At 35.8% G+C, this 12,175-nt stretch carries 16 protein-coding genes; 9 read left to right on the top strand and 7 right to left on the bottom strand.

Features of this window, described 5'->3' with window-relative positions:
- Nucleotides 1-86: 86 nt before the first annotated feature.
- Nucleotides 87-539 (bottom strand): Lrp/AsnC family transcriptional regulator, encoded by a 453-nt coding sequence (locus ACXY7N_RS05665; RefSeq protein ID WP_001175491.1) that lies wholly within the window; start codon nt 537-539, stop codon nt 87-89.
- A 63-nt stretch (nt 540-602) separates the two neighbouring features.
- Between ACXY7N_RS05665 and ACXY7N_RS05670 the strand changes: the two genes are divergently transcribed.
- The 3 genes from ACXY7N_RS05670 (at nt 603) to ACXY7N_RS05680 (ending at nt 2,125) form a co-directional block, all read left to right on the top strand.
- Entirely contained in the window at nt 603-1,094 is a 492-nt protein-coding gene (locus ACXY7N_RS05670) for a carboxymuconolactone decarboxylase family protein (RefSeq protein WP_098412870.1), read from the top strand.
- The gene (locus ACXY7N_RS05675) at nt 1,087-1,659 is read left to right on the top strand and encodes a cysteine hydrolase family protein (protein WP_488592315.1); all 573 of its coding nucleotides are present in this window, start codon (nt 1,087-1,089) and stop codon (nt 1,657-1,659) included. The genes ACXY7N_RS05670 and ACXY7N_RS05675 overlap by 8 nt, the downstream gene beginning before the upstream one ends.
- 67 nt (nt 1,660-1,726) lie before the next feature.
- Nucleotides 1,727-2,125: an SseB family protein gene (locus ACXY7N_RS05680; RefSeq protein WP_016088755.1), complete on the top strand. Its 399-nt coding sequence runs from the start codon at nt 1,727-1,729 to the stop codon at nt 2,123-2,125.
- A gap of 27 nt (nt 2,126-2,152) precedes the next feature.
- Here the strand turns inward: ACXY7N_RS05680 and ACXY7N_RS05685 are convergent, their stop codons facing one another.
- A complete protein-coding gene (locus tag ACXY7N_RS05685) occupies nt 2,153-3,073 on the bottom strand; it encodes a S66 peptidase family protein (protein ID WP_088083458.1) in 921 nt (306 codons plus the stop codon).
- 115 nt (nt 3,074-3,188) lie between these two features.
- Between ACXY7N_RS05685 and ACXY7N_RS05690 the strand changes: the two genes are divergently transcribed.
- Nucleotides 3,189-4,283 carry an NAD(P)H-dependent flavin oxidoreductase gene (locus ACXY7N_RS05690; RefSeq protein ID WP_016088752.1) on the top strand — a complete coding sequence of 365 codons (1,095 nt, stop codon included), beginning with the start codon at nt 3,189-3,191 and terminating at the stop codon, nt 4,281-4,283.
- 17 nt (nt 4,284-4,300) lie between these two features.
- Here ACXY7N_RS05690 and dltD read toward each other — a convergent pair whose 3' ends face one another.
- From dltD to ACXY7N_RS05715, 5 genes are all read right to left on the bottom strand, one after another.
- Complete coding sequence (gene dltD / locus ACXY7N_RS05695; protein ID WP_016136599.1) at nt 4,301-5,476, bottom strand: D-alanyl-lipoteichoic acid biosynthesis protein DltD; 1,176 nt, start codon at nt 5,474-5,476, stop codon at nt 4,301-4,303.
- A complete protein-coding gene (gene dltC, locus ACXY7N_RS05700; protein WP_000807310.1) occupies nt 5,473-5,712 on the bottom strand; it encodes a D-alanine--poly(phosphoribitol) ligase subunit DltC in 240 nt (79 codons plus the stop codon). Before dltC ends, dltD begins: the two co-directional genes overlap by 4 nt.
- A 67-nt stretch (nt 5,713-5,779) precedes the next feature.
- Nucleotides 5,780-6,946: a D-alanyl-lipoteichoic acid biosynthesis protein DltB gene (dltB, locus tag ACXY7N_RS05705; protein WP_000127922.1), complete on the bottom strand. Its 1,167-nt coding sequence runs from the start codon at nt 6,944-6,946 to the stop codon at nt 5,780-5,782.
- Entirely contained in the window at nt 6,943-8,457 is a 1,515-nt protein-coding gene (dltA, locus tag ACXY7N_RS05710) for a D-alanine--poly(phosphoribitol) ligase subunit DltA (protein WP_016088750.1), read from the bottom strand. The genes dltB and dltA overlap by 4 nt, the downstream gene beginning before the upstream one ends.
- A gap of 12 nt (nt 8,458-8,469) precedes the next feature.
- Nucleotides 8,470-8,616, bottom strand: a complete 147-nt coding sequence (locus ACXY7N_RS05715) for a teichoic acid D-Ala incorporation-associated protein DltX (RefSeq protein WP_002011626.1) — start codon at nt 8,614-8,616, stop codon at nt 8,470-8,472.
- 336 nt (nt 8,617-8,952) lie between these two features.
- Between ACXY7N_RS05715 and ACXY7N_RS05720 the strand changes: the two genes are divergently transcribed.
- The 5 genes from ACXY7N_RS05720 to ACXY7N_RS05740 all read left to right on the top strand — a co-directional run bounded on the left by ACXY7N_RS05720 (nt 8,953) and on the right by ACXY7N_RS05740 (nt 12,174).
- Nucleotides 8,953-10,122, top strand: a complete 1,170-nt coding sequence (locus ACXY7N_RS05720) for an amidohydrolase (RefSeq protein ID WP_016088749.1) — start codon at nt 8,953-8,955, stop codon at nt 10,120-10,122.
- A gap of 226 nt (nt 10,123-10,348) precedes the next feature.
- On the top strand, nt 10,349-10,525 hold the full coding sequence (locus tag ACXY7N_RS05725; protein ID WP_016088748.1) for a hypothetical protein: 177 nt from the start codon (nt 10,349-10,351) through the stop codon (nt 10,523-10,525).
- Nucleotides 10,518-10,964 (top strand): flavodoxin, encoded by a 447-nt coding sequence (locus ACXY7N_RS05730; protein WP_016088747.1) that lies wholly within the window; start codon nt 10,518-10,520, stop codon nt 10,962-10,964. Before ACXY7N_RS05725 ends, ACXY7N_RS05730 begins: the two co-directional genes overlap by 8 nt.
- Nucleotides 10,965-10,988: 24 nt before the next feature.
- Complete coding sequence (locus ACXY7N_RS05735; protein ID WP_016133961.1) at nt 10,989-11,762, top strand: hypothetical protein; 774 nt, start codon at nt 10,989-10,991, stop codon at nt 11,760-11,762.
- Nucleotides 11,763-12,012: 250 nt separating this feature from the next.
- The gene (locus ACXY7N_RS05740) at nt 12,013-12,174 is read left to right on the top strand and encodes a hypothetical protein (protein ID WP_016088745.1); all 162 of its coding nucleotides are present in this window, start codon (nt 12,013-12,015) and stop codon (nt 12,172-12,174) included.
- The last annotated feature ends 1 nt before the right edge of the window (nt 12,175 follow it).

Genomic DNA, 12,175 nt, shown 5'->3' on the forward strand with positions numbered 1-12,175 from the left:
CTCGAACTTTATGTATTTTAATACATAGTATATTATTTTTATTCTTATTGTAAGGGGTTTTTCTATATTTTATGAATAAAAATAAATTAAGCTTCTGGGAAGATATGTTCAATATCAGGAGTAAGAGATACTTCTGATAATACGATATGAGAAACAGTCGTTGCATATGAGGAAACATCATTGATAAAATCTTCAAGTTCAACGAGTGAAGGAACAGAAATTTTTACAATGTAGCATAAGCTTCCTGTTACTCGGTAGCAAAAACTTGCAGATGGATAAGACTGAATAAACTGTTGCATACGTGTTGTATCACCATTTTTTAAAGTGATTTCTAAAATACAATCTAAAACAAGTCCTGCTTTTTTATAATCGATATCGATTGTGTATTTTTGAATAACGCCTTCACTTTCAAGTTTACGAACACGTTCTGCAGTAGACGGAGCAGATAAGTTTACTCGTTTCGCCAATTCGCGCATGGAAAGGCGACTATCATTATATAATTCATTTAAAATTTTTCGATCAACACGATCTAGTTGCATTTGTAAATATACCTCCAGTAAAATAATAATTTTTGTAAAGAAAAAATATAAATTAAGATTCATATGAAATGTAAAGTGAACTTTATTTATTTTACAATAAAACAGAAAGAAATAGGAGGGGAAATGATGGAGAGAATTTCATTATCAAATGTAGGAGATACAAAGTTTCAAAAGTTATTAGGCCATAATCCGGATCTATTACATTCATGGAGTACGGTAGAGGATACGCTGTATAATAAGGGAACTCTCTCGGCAGAGTTGAAGGAACAAGTAAGGAGAACATTAGCGTACGGGAATGAATGTCCGTACTGTATGGCAAAAGGAAGACCTCATAATATGCAAAAGGTAGAAGAAATGAGTGTAGCAGTTACTTTTGCACATATATTTGTTCATGATAAAAAGGCAATAGATGATAATATGTTTCATGCATTGAAACAATATTGGACGGAAAAAGAAATTGTAGAGCTTTGCGCTTATATTTGTTTTATTACTGCGTCGCAACAACTTGGTTTTCTGTTTCAATTACAGCCGAATGAAGGAGAAAATGATGACTAATCAAATAGCACTTATCATAATTGATGTACAAAAGGCGTTTCAGTTACCATACTGGGGCGAGAGAAATAATCTTTTTGCTGAAGAAAACATGAGAATGTTATTAGCAGAATGGAGAAAAAGGAAACGACCAGTTTTTCATATTCAACATGTAAATAAAGAAAATGCTCAATCGATGTTTTATGAAGGAGCGGAAACGGTGAACTTTAAAGAAGAGCTGAAGCCATTACCAGGCGAAGTGATTATTCAGAAATCTGTTAACAGCGCGTTCATTGGGACAAATTTAGAAGAGCAATTAAGAGAGAACAAATGTAATGCAGTAGTGGTTGTAGGATTAACGACAAATCATTGTGTGGAGACTACGACACGAATGGCAGGAAATTTAGGATTTACAACGTATTTAGTGAGTGATGCAACGGCTACTTTTAACCGTAAAGGTCTAGATGGTAAAGAGTATAATGCAGAGGATATTCACAATATGACACTTGTAAATTTACATGAAGAGTTTGCTACGATTGTGACGACAAAAGAAGTATTAAAATTATTTCAAGAAAATAATTGCGAATGATGTAGAAAAAAATAAGAATATTTCGTATAATCTAAGTACAATCATTTTGAAATAGGGGTGGCATCATATGGAGCAAATTCCGGTAAAGAGAATAGAAGAAGTACTTGTTGGAGCAGGGGACGATAAACAGAAGCAAAAGGAATTTTATGAATTGCTCTTATCAACTGAGTTTTATGTTGCTGGTTCACTAGAAGCAGAGGACGGGGCAACAGAAGGGATACTTCGATTGCGTCATTTTCAAGGAGAGGGTAGATGGATCGTGCCGTTCTTTACACAAATGGAATTTGTAAAAGACGTGTTACCAGAAGGAACGCCCCTTATTACGATACGTGGAAAAGAATTATTTGGTAGCATTGAGAAAGATGCTACAGCAGTATTAAATGTTGGAACTGATATAAGTAAAACATTTATTCCAGAAGAAATTGCAGATATCGCATCTGGACGAATTTTTAATTATTATAAATAAAAGGAAAAGCTGAATCGCTTTTCCTTTTTAATTTGAACACGGAGCGGCTACGCCAGAAGAAATAGAGAGTGTTTTATGATTTGTACTTATTGTCGCTGTAGCCCCAAGAGGAATACCGATGTTTGGGCTTATATGTCCCATTGGTAAACCGAATAGGACAGGTATATGATATGGTGCGAAATATTCATATAATATTGTTTGCAATGATTGAGATGGTTTAGAAGGAGTGCAGTCGTGACAACTTGTAAAAATCACACCACTACATTCATTAAACTTTCCAGATAAAAGTAGCTGATTTAACATACGGTCAATACGATATGGTTCTTCCCCAATGTCTTCAAGCAACAAAAGTTTATTAGCCGTATTTATCTCATAGGGTGAGCCAATTATACTTGTTAATACAGTTAAATTCCCTCCCACTAATGTGCCTGTAACTGTACAGGGAGAGGTAGGGACGATACATTCTGAAGCAGATAAGATAGTTGAATACGGATGGAATAGTTGATTGAAAGAAGATAAAGAAAGAGAATCTACACCTTTACCTAATTCTTCAACCATTGGACCATGAAAAGTAATAAGCTTTGCATAACGCAAAAAGGCAGTATGTAAAGCTGTAATATCGCTATATCCCCAAAAGATTTTTGGATTTTGCCTAATGATTTCATATTGAATGTGAGGGAGGAGACGAGCACTTCCGTAACCACCTCGTGCACAGAAAATGGCCTTTACTTCATTATTTAAAAATGCTTCATGTAAATCATCGAGACGAACTTGATCACTTCCAGCTAAATATCCATATTTCTCATAAACACTTTTCCCGATTACTACAGATAAACCCATTTCTTGTAATACGTTTACACCTTTTAATACATTTTCAATTGTTGGTGGGCCGGACGGTGCAATAATCATTACTGTATCACCTTGTTTTAATGCATTTGGATACATCATTGTTTTCAGCCTCCTTCACTTTCAATATATTCGCTTCATAGGAAGTTCAACCCTTGTAAAAGAAGGGGAAAGTTTGTCAAATAAAGAAGATATAAGGGGAATAGGAGGAGGAATAATGTTTACAAGTCGCGTAATAGATATATTGCAAATTAAGTATCCCATCATTCAAGCAGGTATGGCAGGTGCGATTACGACGCCAGAACTTGTTGCAGCTGTAAGTAATAGCGGAGGATTAGGAACGCTTGGAGCAGGCTATATGAGTCCTGAACAAATTCGTGAAGCGATTTATAAAATAAGGGAACGAACGGATAAGCCTTTCGGTGTTAATTTACTGTTAACGAAAGAGATACAGATAGAAGAAGAGAAGATAAACTTGGCAAAGGGATTACTTAGCGGAGTGAATAGAGAATTCGGTATAGAGGAAGAAGAGACGTTAAAACTTCCAAAAAACTATAAAGAACAATTACAAGTGTTAGTAGAAGAAAGAGTACCAGTTGTTAGCTTTGCATTTCAAACGTTAGAAAAAGAAGAAATTGATGACTTAAAAAGAAGGGGAATAAAAGTCATCGGAACAGCTACTCATGTGACAGAGGCGAAAGTGCTTGCTGAGTTAGGAGTAGATCTTATTGTCGGCCAAGGCAGCGAGGCAGGAGGGCATAGAGGAACGTTTATCGGGAAAGAACAGGATGCTATGATTGGTACGTTTGCATTAATTCCGCAGCTAGTAGCAGCAGTCCCGCATATCCCGATTGTTGCAGCAGGTGGTGTAATGAACGGACAAGGGCTTGTTGCGGCATTTACACTGGGAGCAGAAGCTGTTCAAATGGGATCAGCCTTTTTAACGAGTGAAGAGAGTATTACGCATGATGTGTATAAAGAAGCGGTTTTACATAGTACAGATACGAGTACAACTGTGACTCGTGCGTTTTCTGGGAAATATGCACGGGGTATTCGTAATGAATTTATAGAGAAACATGAAGGGAAAGAAGAAGGGCTTCCGATGTATCCAGTGCAAAATGTATTAACATCTAAAATACGCCAAGAGGCAGCAAAACAAAATAAAGGAGAATACATGTCGCTTTGGGCAGGACAAGCGTCATCATTAGCACGAATAGAATCAGCTCAGCATGTAGTGGAGCGAGTTATGAAAGAAGCAGATAACGTCATCGAACAATTACAAAATGTATATAGAAAAAGACCACTTGAATAATTCAAGTGGTCTTTTCATTAGTTTGCTTTATAAAATTGTTGGATGGCCTCATCGATATAAACCCAGCCTTTCCAACCTAAGTGCATATGATCTTTTAAGAAGTATTTATCATACTCATGATTTGAGAAGTCGGCAATTGGATAGCCAGCTTTCTCAATTTGCTCATGAACTTTCTTGTAGTACAATTCGCGGCGCTCTTTCGGGAAGCCAGCGTAATCGTACCAAGGACCTTTTACAGGAACAGAAATGAAGAGTGGTTTTGCACCAGATTGTTTTAATAAATCAAGTACGATTTGTAAATCTTCATATTCTGGCGATTGATCATAAGCATCATTTTTTAAGTAGCCTTCACGTTGCTTTAACTTCTTCTTAATTTTGCTATTGAAGTAATCATCTTCGATACCATATTCGTTAGATCCTGATTCTACTGCACCCGTTTGATCTGCATGTTTACGAGCTTCTTCCCAATTCATTTGTTTTAATGAAGGGTCAAGTTTTTCTTTATGCGGTTTAATATCAAACATAGCTGTAAATAAATCTTTACGATCTAAAATGTTACGATAAATATAAGCGAAAGGTTTAGCAGCAAGTGCTTTCACTTTATGCTTTGTATCATCATAAACGATACCTTCAAGCGAAATTTTAAGTAAAGTTTCTTTTTTAACAATCTCAAAGTTTAATAAACGCTTTGCAATTTGCTTTTTCATTTCAGGTTTTACATCATCGTTGAAAATGAAGTGGTAACCTTGTTGTTTTGAAAAGTTAGGTGCAAAGTGTGTTTCATCAATACCTTGTGGTACAAACCATTGCGGAGAAAGAACGAATACCATTTTCTTATCTTTCAATTGATCCATTGTAGATGTAAAGTTTAATACATGTACAAGGTCTTGTGTTCCGCCGCGTCCAAGTAGGAATGGGGTGAACCCTTCAGGTTTTACTTTGAAATAATTCGATGGATGGAAAGCATCCATACGTGCGAATTCCGATGAACCATACATCGGAAGATATTTCGGGTCTGCTAACATCTTTTGCTGTAAAATCATACTTTGAATCTTTTCTTCTTTTAAAGAAGTGGCAGCTTGTTCTACTTTTTCATCACTTAAAAGTGGAAGTAGGAAGCGCGTTGGAATAAGTAAGAATACAGCAAAAAGGGCCAATGCTAAAAGCATCGGACCAAATTTTGCTTTGTTCATCGGATTTCTTCCAACTTCTTAATAACCATGTTTGGTGTAGCCCACTCATCACGATCAAAATCAGAAATAGAAACTTCAATATCTAAACGCTCTTGGAATTCAACTAATAAAGATACTACAGCGAAAGAATCAAGAATACCTTCTTCAAATAATTGAACATCTAAGTTTTCTTTCACAATATCGTTTTCACATACTTCTTCTAAAATATCTAATACTTGCTCTTTGAATTCTGCCATTTTTAAAATCTCCTTTATATCCGAATATATTATATGTGCAACTTCTTAATGGAATAAGAAGGGTGCATTAAAAGTATCTGTTAAGGTGTCCAGAGAAAATGAGGAAACCGAAACATACAACGTGGAACGTAATTACAATCGCAAGGACGTGTGTAAATTTATTGTTTGGCCAAAACTTATGCTTCTTGTTTTTTCGTTCGAAAATGTCGAATAAAATAAACAATGCGGCATGATATAGACCATAAATAACATACTGCGCAACAGCGCTTCCTTGGATGTGCCAAATTCCCATAATGAAGAAGTTTAAAAATGCACCGATATACGAAATTGTGTAACGGTTCTTAATTAACTTTTTCTTCGTTGCAAAAAAGACGAAACGCATGTAGATGAAATCACGGAACCAGAATGATAAACTCATGTGCCAGCGGTTCCAGAAGTCTTTAATATTACGACTAAGGAATGGCTTATTAAAGTTTTCTGGAGTTTTAATTCCCATCATGTAACTGATACCAATTACGAACGCACTATAACCTGCAAAGTCAAAGAATAATTGCATGCTAGTAGCGTACATAAAAATCGCATTAGATAAAAGTGTATCTTGATTGGCGAATACTGCCTTTACAAGATATGTTGTTATCAAGTGCGCGATTATAAACTTATACAGAAAACCTTGGAAAATACGGTTAAGCCCTGTATATAGTAACTTTTGATATTCCTCAGCACTAGGCGGCTTTTGGATATCTTTTTGGAATCTACGGTAACGATCGATAGGTCCACTTGAAATCGCAGGGAAGAATAAAACGAATTCCCAGAAATTAAAGAAGGAAAGTTCTTTAATTAAATTATCACGAACTTCAAAGACCATTTGTACAGCTCTAAATGTTACGTAAGACATACCTGCGAAAACAATAAAATGCAATTCAGGTACAAATGGTGCGATTTTTGCCAAAATAAGTGGCAAAATCGATAAAATAACAGCTATACAAAACATGAATGTACTATTATTTTGTTTTCTTAAAATTAAATAGCCTTTAATAAGGGCGTATTGCCAAATAATAAATGCGGCTAACATAATCGCTTGCTTCGGTTTATCCGAGAAGATAATAGCAATCATGACTAATGTTAAAACGGCATTATATTTACGCAACATTTTACCTTTTAATCCAGCTATGATAGTAGGTATTAATAAAATGCCCACTATAGCGAAAAAATAAAATGATCCATATGCGGTCATGCTGTAACCTCACTCAATAATTTTTTGCGATCTACCTTTCCATTTGGTGTCATAGGAATAGAAGATTGATACATGAATTTACGTGGAATCATGTAGTTTGGTAATCGCTCATTGAGTTCTTTTTTGATTGCAGATGTTAATTTGAATTCTTTCTCAAATGAATGTTCTCCAGGAACAACAACCGCTAATAAATAATCGTATTTTTCACCTTTTTTAATTGGAACGATAACTGCACCTTCTACGTAAGAACACGCACGAAGGTGATGCTCAATTTCTTCTAATTCCATTCGATAACCATGCAGCTTAATTTGGAAATCAAGACGACCATTATAGAATAGAAGACCATTTTCAACATAGCCAGCATCGCCTGTTTTATAGGCGCGCTCACCGTCAATCATAGTAAATGCTTTTTCTGTTAATTCAGGGCTTCCTAAATATCCAACGCTTACGCTTGGACCGACAATTACGATTTCACCTTTTTCACCATCAGGTGCAAGCGTACCATCTTCTTTCATAATAAGAAGGCGACAGTCTGATTTACAGTAGCCAACTGGAAGTGATTTGTATTGATCAAGCACTTCTTCTGTAACGTGAATACCTGTTACAGCGACAGTAGCTTCTGTTGGACCGTACGTATTCATAATTGTTGCTTTTGGGAAACGCTCAATTAATTTTCTAGCTACTTCATTTGGTAACACTTCACCACAGAATAAGAATGTTTTCATGTTTGGTAGCATACCCTCAGAGAAAGATGCCTCCATTAAACACATCTCTGCGAAAGAGGGTGTTGAAGTCCATACTTGTATATCCGATTGCTCTAAAGAAGCAAACAAGTCTTTTGGACGTGCAATCATATCTTTATCGATTGCCCAAAGTGTACCACCTGTTACTAATGATGGGTAAATATCCATGACAGATAAATCGAATGAGAAAGGTGCTTGGTTTAAGAATACTTGCCCTGTTTGTAAGTTAAAATCTTCTACAGCCCATTTTGTAAAGCTTACAAGGCAGTTATAAGTAATCTGAACCCCTTTCGGATTACCTGTGCTTCCTGATGTGTAAATAATGTAGAAGTTCTCATCACCTTTTACCGCATGTTCAGGATTTGGAGTGTTCCCTTTATGAGTAAAGAAAATATCTTTTAAGTTGTCTTCACTTACAATGCGAACTGGTAAATCAGTTACAGTTACTTCTGTTCCTGATAAAAGTAATTTCGCACCAGAATTTTCAGCGATACGTTGTACACGATCAGCTGGGATAGATAAATCTACAGGGATGTAAGCATGTCCAGCTTTTACACACCCTAAAAAGTTAATGATCATTTCAGGTTGCATATGGCCATAAACCATAATTGGTGAACGATCATCTGGATACTCAGAAGAAATCCAATGTGCTAACGCATCAGAATCTTCCTTTAATTGTTTGTACGTAATTTTCGCATCTCGCCAAACAAAAGCGGTTTGATCAGGCGTTTCTGCAGCCCACTTTTCAATTTGTTCTAATAACTTCATAACGTTCCCACCCTAGAATTCATTGTAAATAAATGTACTTGTGTTTGTATCATGGAATCCATACAACCAAAGTAATGCAAATAAAATTGCAAGGTAATAAACCGTCTTTGCAACCCATTGTGTGAGTGGTTGAGACCATATCTCTTTTAATCTTTCCATGTCTTTCCCTCTCTTAATGAAATAATAGCTCTTTGTAGGTATCATGTCCTACATTATTGTGAAAAAAACAAAATCCCACATTTTAGGTAAAAATAAGTCAAAAGGCTCTTTTCTGATATTAGCACTAAATACTAAAAAAGAAAATCCCTAACTTAGCAATTATATTACATTCAGCATGAATTTGTAATGGGTTTGACATGTAAATAGGAAGTGGATTGTGTGAATGTATAAAAGTGGCCTGGGAGAATGTATAGAAATGTAATATTTGCTTGTATCTTTGAATTTTTCATAGTTAATTTATGAATTGCTAAAGTTTCTTAAAAGGAGGAATTTCTGATGAAGGGCGTGTGGAGGGATATTATTTCAGAAGAAAACATTATTAAATGGAGACGGCATTTTCATAAATATCCGGAATTATCATTTCGTGAAGAAGAAACTTCGCAATTTATATATGATACATTATGCTCATTTTCTTCTTTTGAAGTAACGAGGCCAACGAAGTATAGTGTACTAGCAATTAAAAGAGGAACGGAACAAGGGAAAGTAGTTGCGATTCGAGCTGATATAGATGCTTTACCAATTCAAGAGGAGACAAGGAAATCTTATACGTCTGTGAATAAAGGAATGATGCATGCATGTGGGCATGATGCTCACGCAGCTATTTTGTTAAGTACAGCAGAGGCACTATCAAATATAAAGGAAGATTTTGCAGGTGAGATTCGTCTGTTTTTTCAGCATGCAGAAGAGGTGTTTCCTGGTGGTGGACAAGAAATGGTTGAGGTAGGCGTGATGGATGGTGTTGATTATGTAATAGGTTTACATGTTATGTCTGGATTGGAAAGCGGGAAGATAGGCATTGCGTATGGGCCGATGATGGCGGCACCAGACGTATTTACAGTTGAAATTCAAGGGAAAGGAGGGCATGCAGCGAGGCCAGAAGAAACGATAGATCCTATTGCTATCGGAGCGCAGATTATTACAAATTTACAACATATTGTATCAAGAAATACAAGTGCTTTCATGCAAAGGGTCGTTTCAGTTACGCAGTTTCATGGGGGAATGGCTGATAATATTATTCCTAGTGCAGCAACTTTAATGGGAACGGTTCGTTCTTTTAATCAAACATTAAGAAAAGAAGCAGAAGAGAGAATTGAGCAAGTCGTGAAAGGAATTACAGAAGCGCATGGAGGAGATTATACATATACGTATCGGTACGGATATGATCCAGTTATTAATGATGAATATATTACAAAAGTAGTAGAAGAAAGTGCACTACATTTGTTCGGGGATGAGCGTGTTGTGAAGCTGGAACCTTCTATGGGAGGAGAAGATTTTTCAGCATATTTACGGAAAGCACCGGGTTGTTTCATTAAACTAGGAACCGGTAATGAAAAGATAGATACTTGCTATCCGCATCACCATCCAAAATTTGATGTAGACGAATCAGCTCTAGTTTATGGAGTGGAATTATTTCTAGAGACAGCGATAAGACTACTAAAATCATAGAAAAGTATAAAAAAAGGCAACTGCGCTCTATCGCAGTTGCTTTTATTTCTTTCCGTCAGAGAGGGCTGAGAAAGAACTATGCTCATTTATAGTATATGAATAGCTAACGGACAAGCTTGTACATTTTAATCATTTTTTAAAAAAAAGTTATTGACATTGATAATCAATGTCAATTAATCTAAATGTAGTTGAAATTGATAATTATTATCAATAGGATGGATGCGACATGTTAATGAGAAAAAAATTTCACCTTCTGCGGAGGGGATTAAAAGATAAAAATAAAGATGTTGATCAGCATATGGAATGGCAACGAAATGTAATTCGTTCTGAATATGTAGATGAGAAGAGTACGCTTCCAACAGAAAAAGAGATACAAGGTAAAAGGAGAGATTCAGTTGAGTAAGTTAGTAATGATATTTGCAAGTATGAGTGGAAATACAGAGGAAATGGCTGATCATATTGCGGGTGCAATTCGTGAAACAGAAAATGAAATTGAAGTTATCGATATTATGGATTCACCAGAAGCTTCTATATTAGAACAGTATGATGGAATTATTTTAGGTGCATACACTTGGGGAGATGGTGACCTTCCTGATGATTTCTTAGATTTTTATGACGCAATGGATTCTATTGATTTAACTGGGAAAAAGGCGGCAGTATTCGGATCATGTGATTCGGCTTATCCGAAATACGGCGTGGCGGTTGACATTTTAATAGAAAAGGTACAAGAACGCGGGGCAGCAGTTGTGTTAGAAGGACTAAAAGTAGAATTAACGCCAGAAGATGAAGATGTAGAAAAATGTTTACAGTTTGGAGCTGAATTTGTAAAACACCTTTCTTAATGGCAGAAGGGAGATGAAGAGCAAGTGCATGAGAAAATCGCAATCAAAACGATGACAGATTATCATTTGTATGATTTTATGCGTTGTCCGCATAAATTTTATTTTCGTCATATAAAAAGAAGAGAACCTTCTTCGTTTGAATGGCAACAAATCGCACAAATGATTGTGAATCAAATTATTAACGAGTATTACACGCTACCTGCAGGCCAACAAACGAAAATTGTACTTTTAATATTAATAGAAAAGTATTGGAAAAAAGTAAGGGTTAATATGTTTGCTTCGAAGACGGAGTATTATATTGTGTTAGCGAAGCTAACAGATCACTTATTACAGTTTGTTGAAAGAGATGATAGTCAGACACCGCCGTTATTTTTATATGAAAAATTTCAAACATATATGGAAGAGTTAGGTGTCCACATGTCATTGACATTAGAAGTTGGTGAGTGGAGTACTGAGTCGTTTGTAATTAAAAAGTATGTTGTCGATGCGGAGGAGGAAATGCTTGCTCTTTGTCAAAAGTTAATGACAGTATTCAGTTATAAAGCTTTCGGCATTCTTCCAGGAAAAATTGAAGTTATTAATTTAATAGAAGGAACTAAGTATGAGTACATTCCAAAACAGGAAGATATTATAACCGGAATGGCTGATTTATCTAGAATGAAAGAAATGTTGCAACAACCTGAACACTATACAGAGCGTCATTTTCGTTCTGAGTGTATGAGTTGTGCGTTTCGTAGTGAATGCCAAAGGGAAGAAGTAAAGAAAGAAGCGAAGCAAAAGAAAAATATCGTACACTAAAGGATGCAATGTTGCATCCTTTTTTGTTATTGACATGAAAAGCTTTTCATCATTTACGGTATATTTGTAGCAGATTTTAATAAAGTGAAACTTTAATCAGTGGGGGTTTTCTTCATCCCCTACTGATTATTAGTTGAACCAATTGGACTTTAATGGGCAGTTGATCCCCCGCCTAACTTCTTTGCTTTCGCTGAATTTGGAGGTGGGGGTCTTACTGCCCATTAAAGCGGGATAAAGGGAGGAATAATCAATGAAAGATGAAACGAAAGTATTTCAATGGTTAAAAGAACAGAATGCTCCTTTTGGGATTCAACTGCAAATTTTACAAGCATTTCAACTGTATCAAGTCATTGTTGAAATGGATAAAAAGTTAATGATGTATGAGGAGAGAGAGTATAGGGAGAGAATGTAAT

The sequence above is a fragment of the Bacillus sp. 5w2 genome (assembly GCF_054353775.1).

What these genes read in the sequence shown, in the direction of transcription:
- ACXY7N_RS05740 (WP_016088745.1), top strand. Translation starts at nt 12,013, where the DNA reads ATGAAAGATGAAACGAAAGTATTTCAATGGTTAAAAGAACAGAATGCT.
- ACXY7N_RS05670 (WP_098412870.1), top strand. Translation starts at nt 603, where the DNA reads ATGAAATGTAAAGTGAACTTTATTTATTTTACAATAAAACAGAAAGAA.
- ACXY7N_RS05665 (WP_001175491.1), bottom strand. Translation starts at nt 539, where the DNA reads ATGCAACTAGATCGTGTTGATCGAAAAATTTTAAATGAATTATATAAT.
- ACXY7N_RS05715 (WP_002011626.1), bottom strand. Translation starts at nt 8,616, where the DNA reads ATGGAAAGATTAAAAGAGATATGGTCTCAACCACTCACACAATGGGTT.
- ACXY7N_RS05725 (WP_016088748.1), top strand. Translation starts at nt 10,349, where the DNA reads ATGTTAATGAGAAAAAAATTTCACCTTCTGCGGAGGGGATTAAAAGAT.
- dltC (WP_000807310.1), bottom strand. Translation starts at nt 5,712, where the DNA reads ATGGCAGAATTCAAAGAGCAAGTATTAGATATTTTAGAAGAAGTATGT.
- ACXY7N_RS05680 (WP_016088755.1), top strand. Translation starts at nt 1,727, where the DNA reads ATGGAGCAAATTCCGGTAAAGAGAATAGAAGAAGTACTTGTTGGAGCA.
- dltA (WP_016088750.1), bottom strand. Translation starts at nt 8,457, where the DNA reads ATGAAGTTATTAGAACAAATTGAAAAGTGGGCTGCAGAAACGCCTGAT.
- ACXY7N_RS05690 (WP_016088752.1), top strand. Translation starts at nt 3,189, where the DNA reads ATGTTTACAAGTCGCGTAATAGATATATTGCAAATTAAGTATCCCATC.
- dltB (WP_000127922.1), bottom strand. Translation starts at nt 6,946, where the DNA reads ATGACCGCATATGGATCATTTTATTTTTTCGCTATAGTGGGCATTTTA.
- ACXY7N_RS05675 (WP_488592315.1), top strand. Translation starts at nt 1,087, where the DNA reads ATGACTAATCAAATAGCACTTATCATAATTGATGTACAAAAGGCGTTT.
- ACXY7N_RS05685 (WP_088083458.1), bottom strand. Translation starts at nt 3,073, where the DNA reads ATGATGTATCCAAATGCATTAAAACAAGGTGATACAGTAATGATTATT.
- dltD (WP_016136599.1), bottom strand. Translation starts at nt 5,476, where the DNA reads ATGAACAAAGCAAAATTTGGTCCGATGCTTTTAGCATTGGCCCTTTTT.
- ACXY7N_RS05720 (WP_016088749.1), top strand. Translation starts at nt 8,953, where the DNA reads ATGAAGGGCGTGTGGAGGGATATTATTTCAGAAGAAAACATTATTAAA.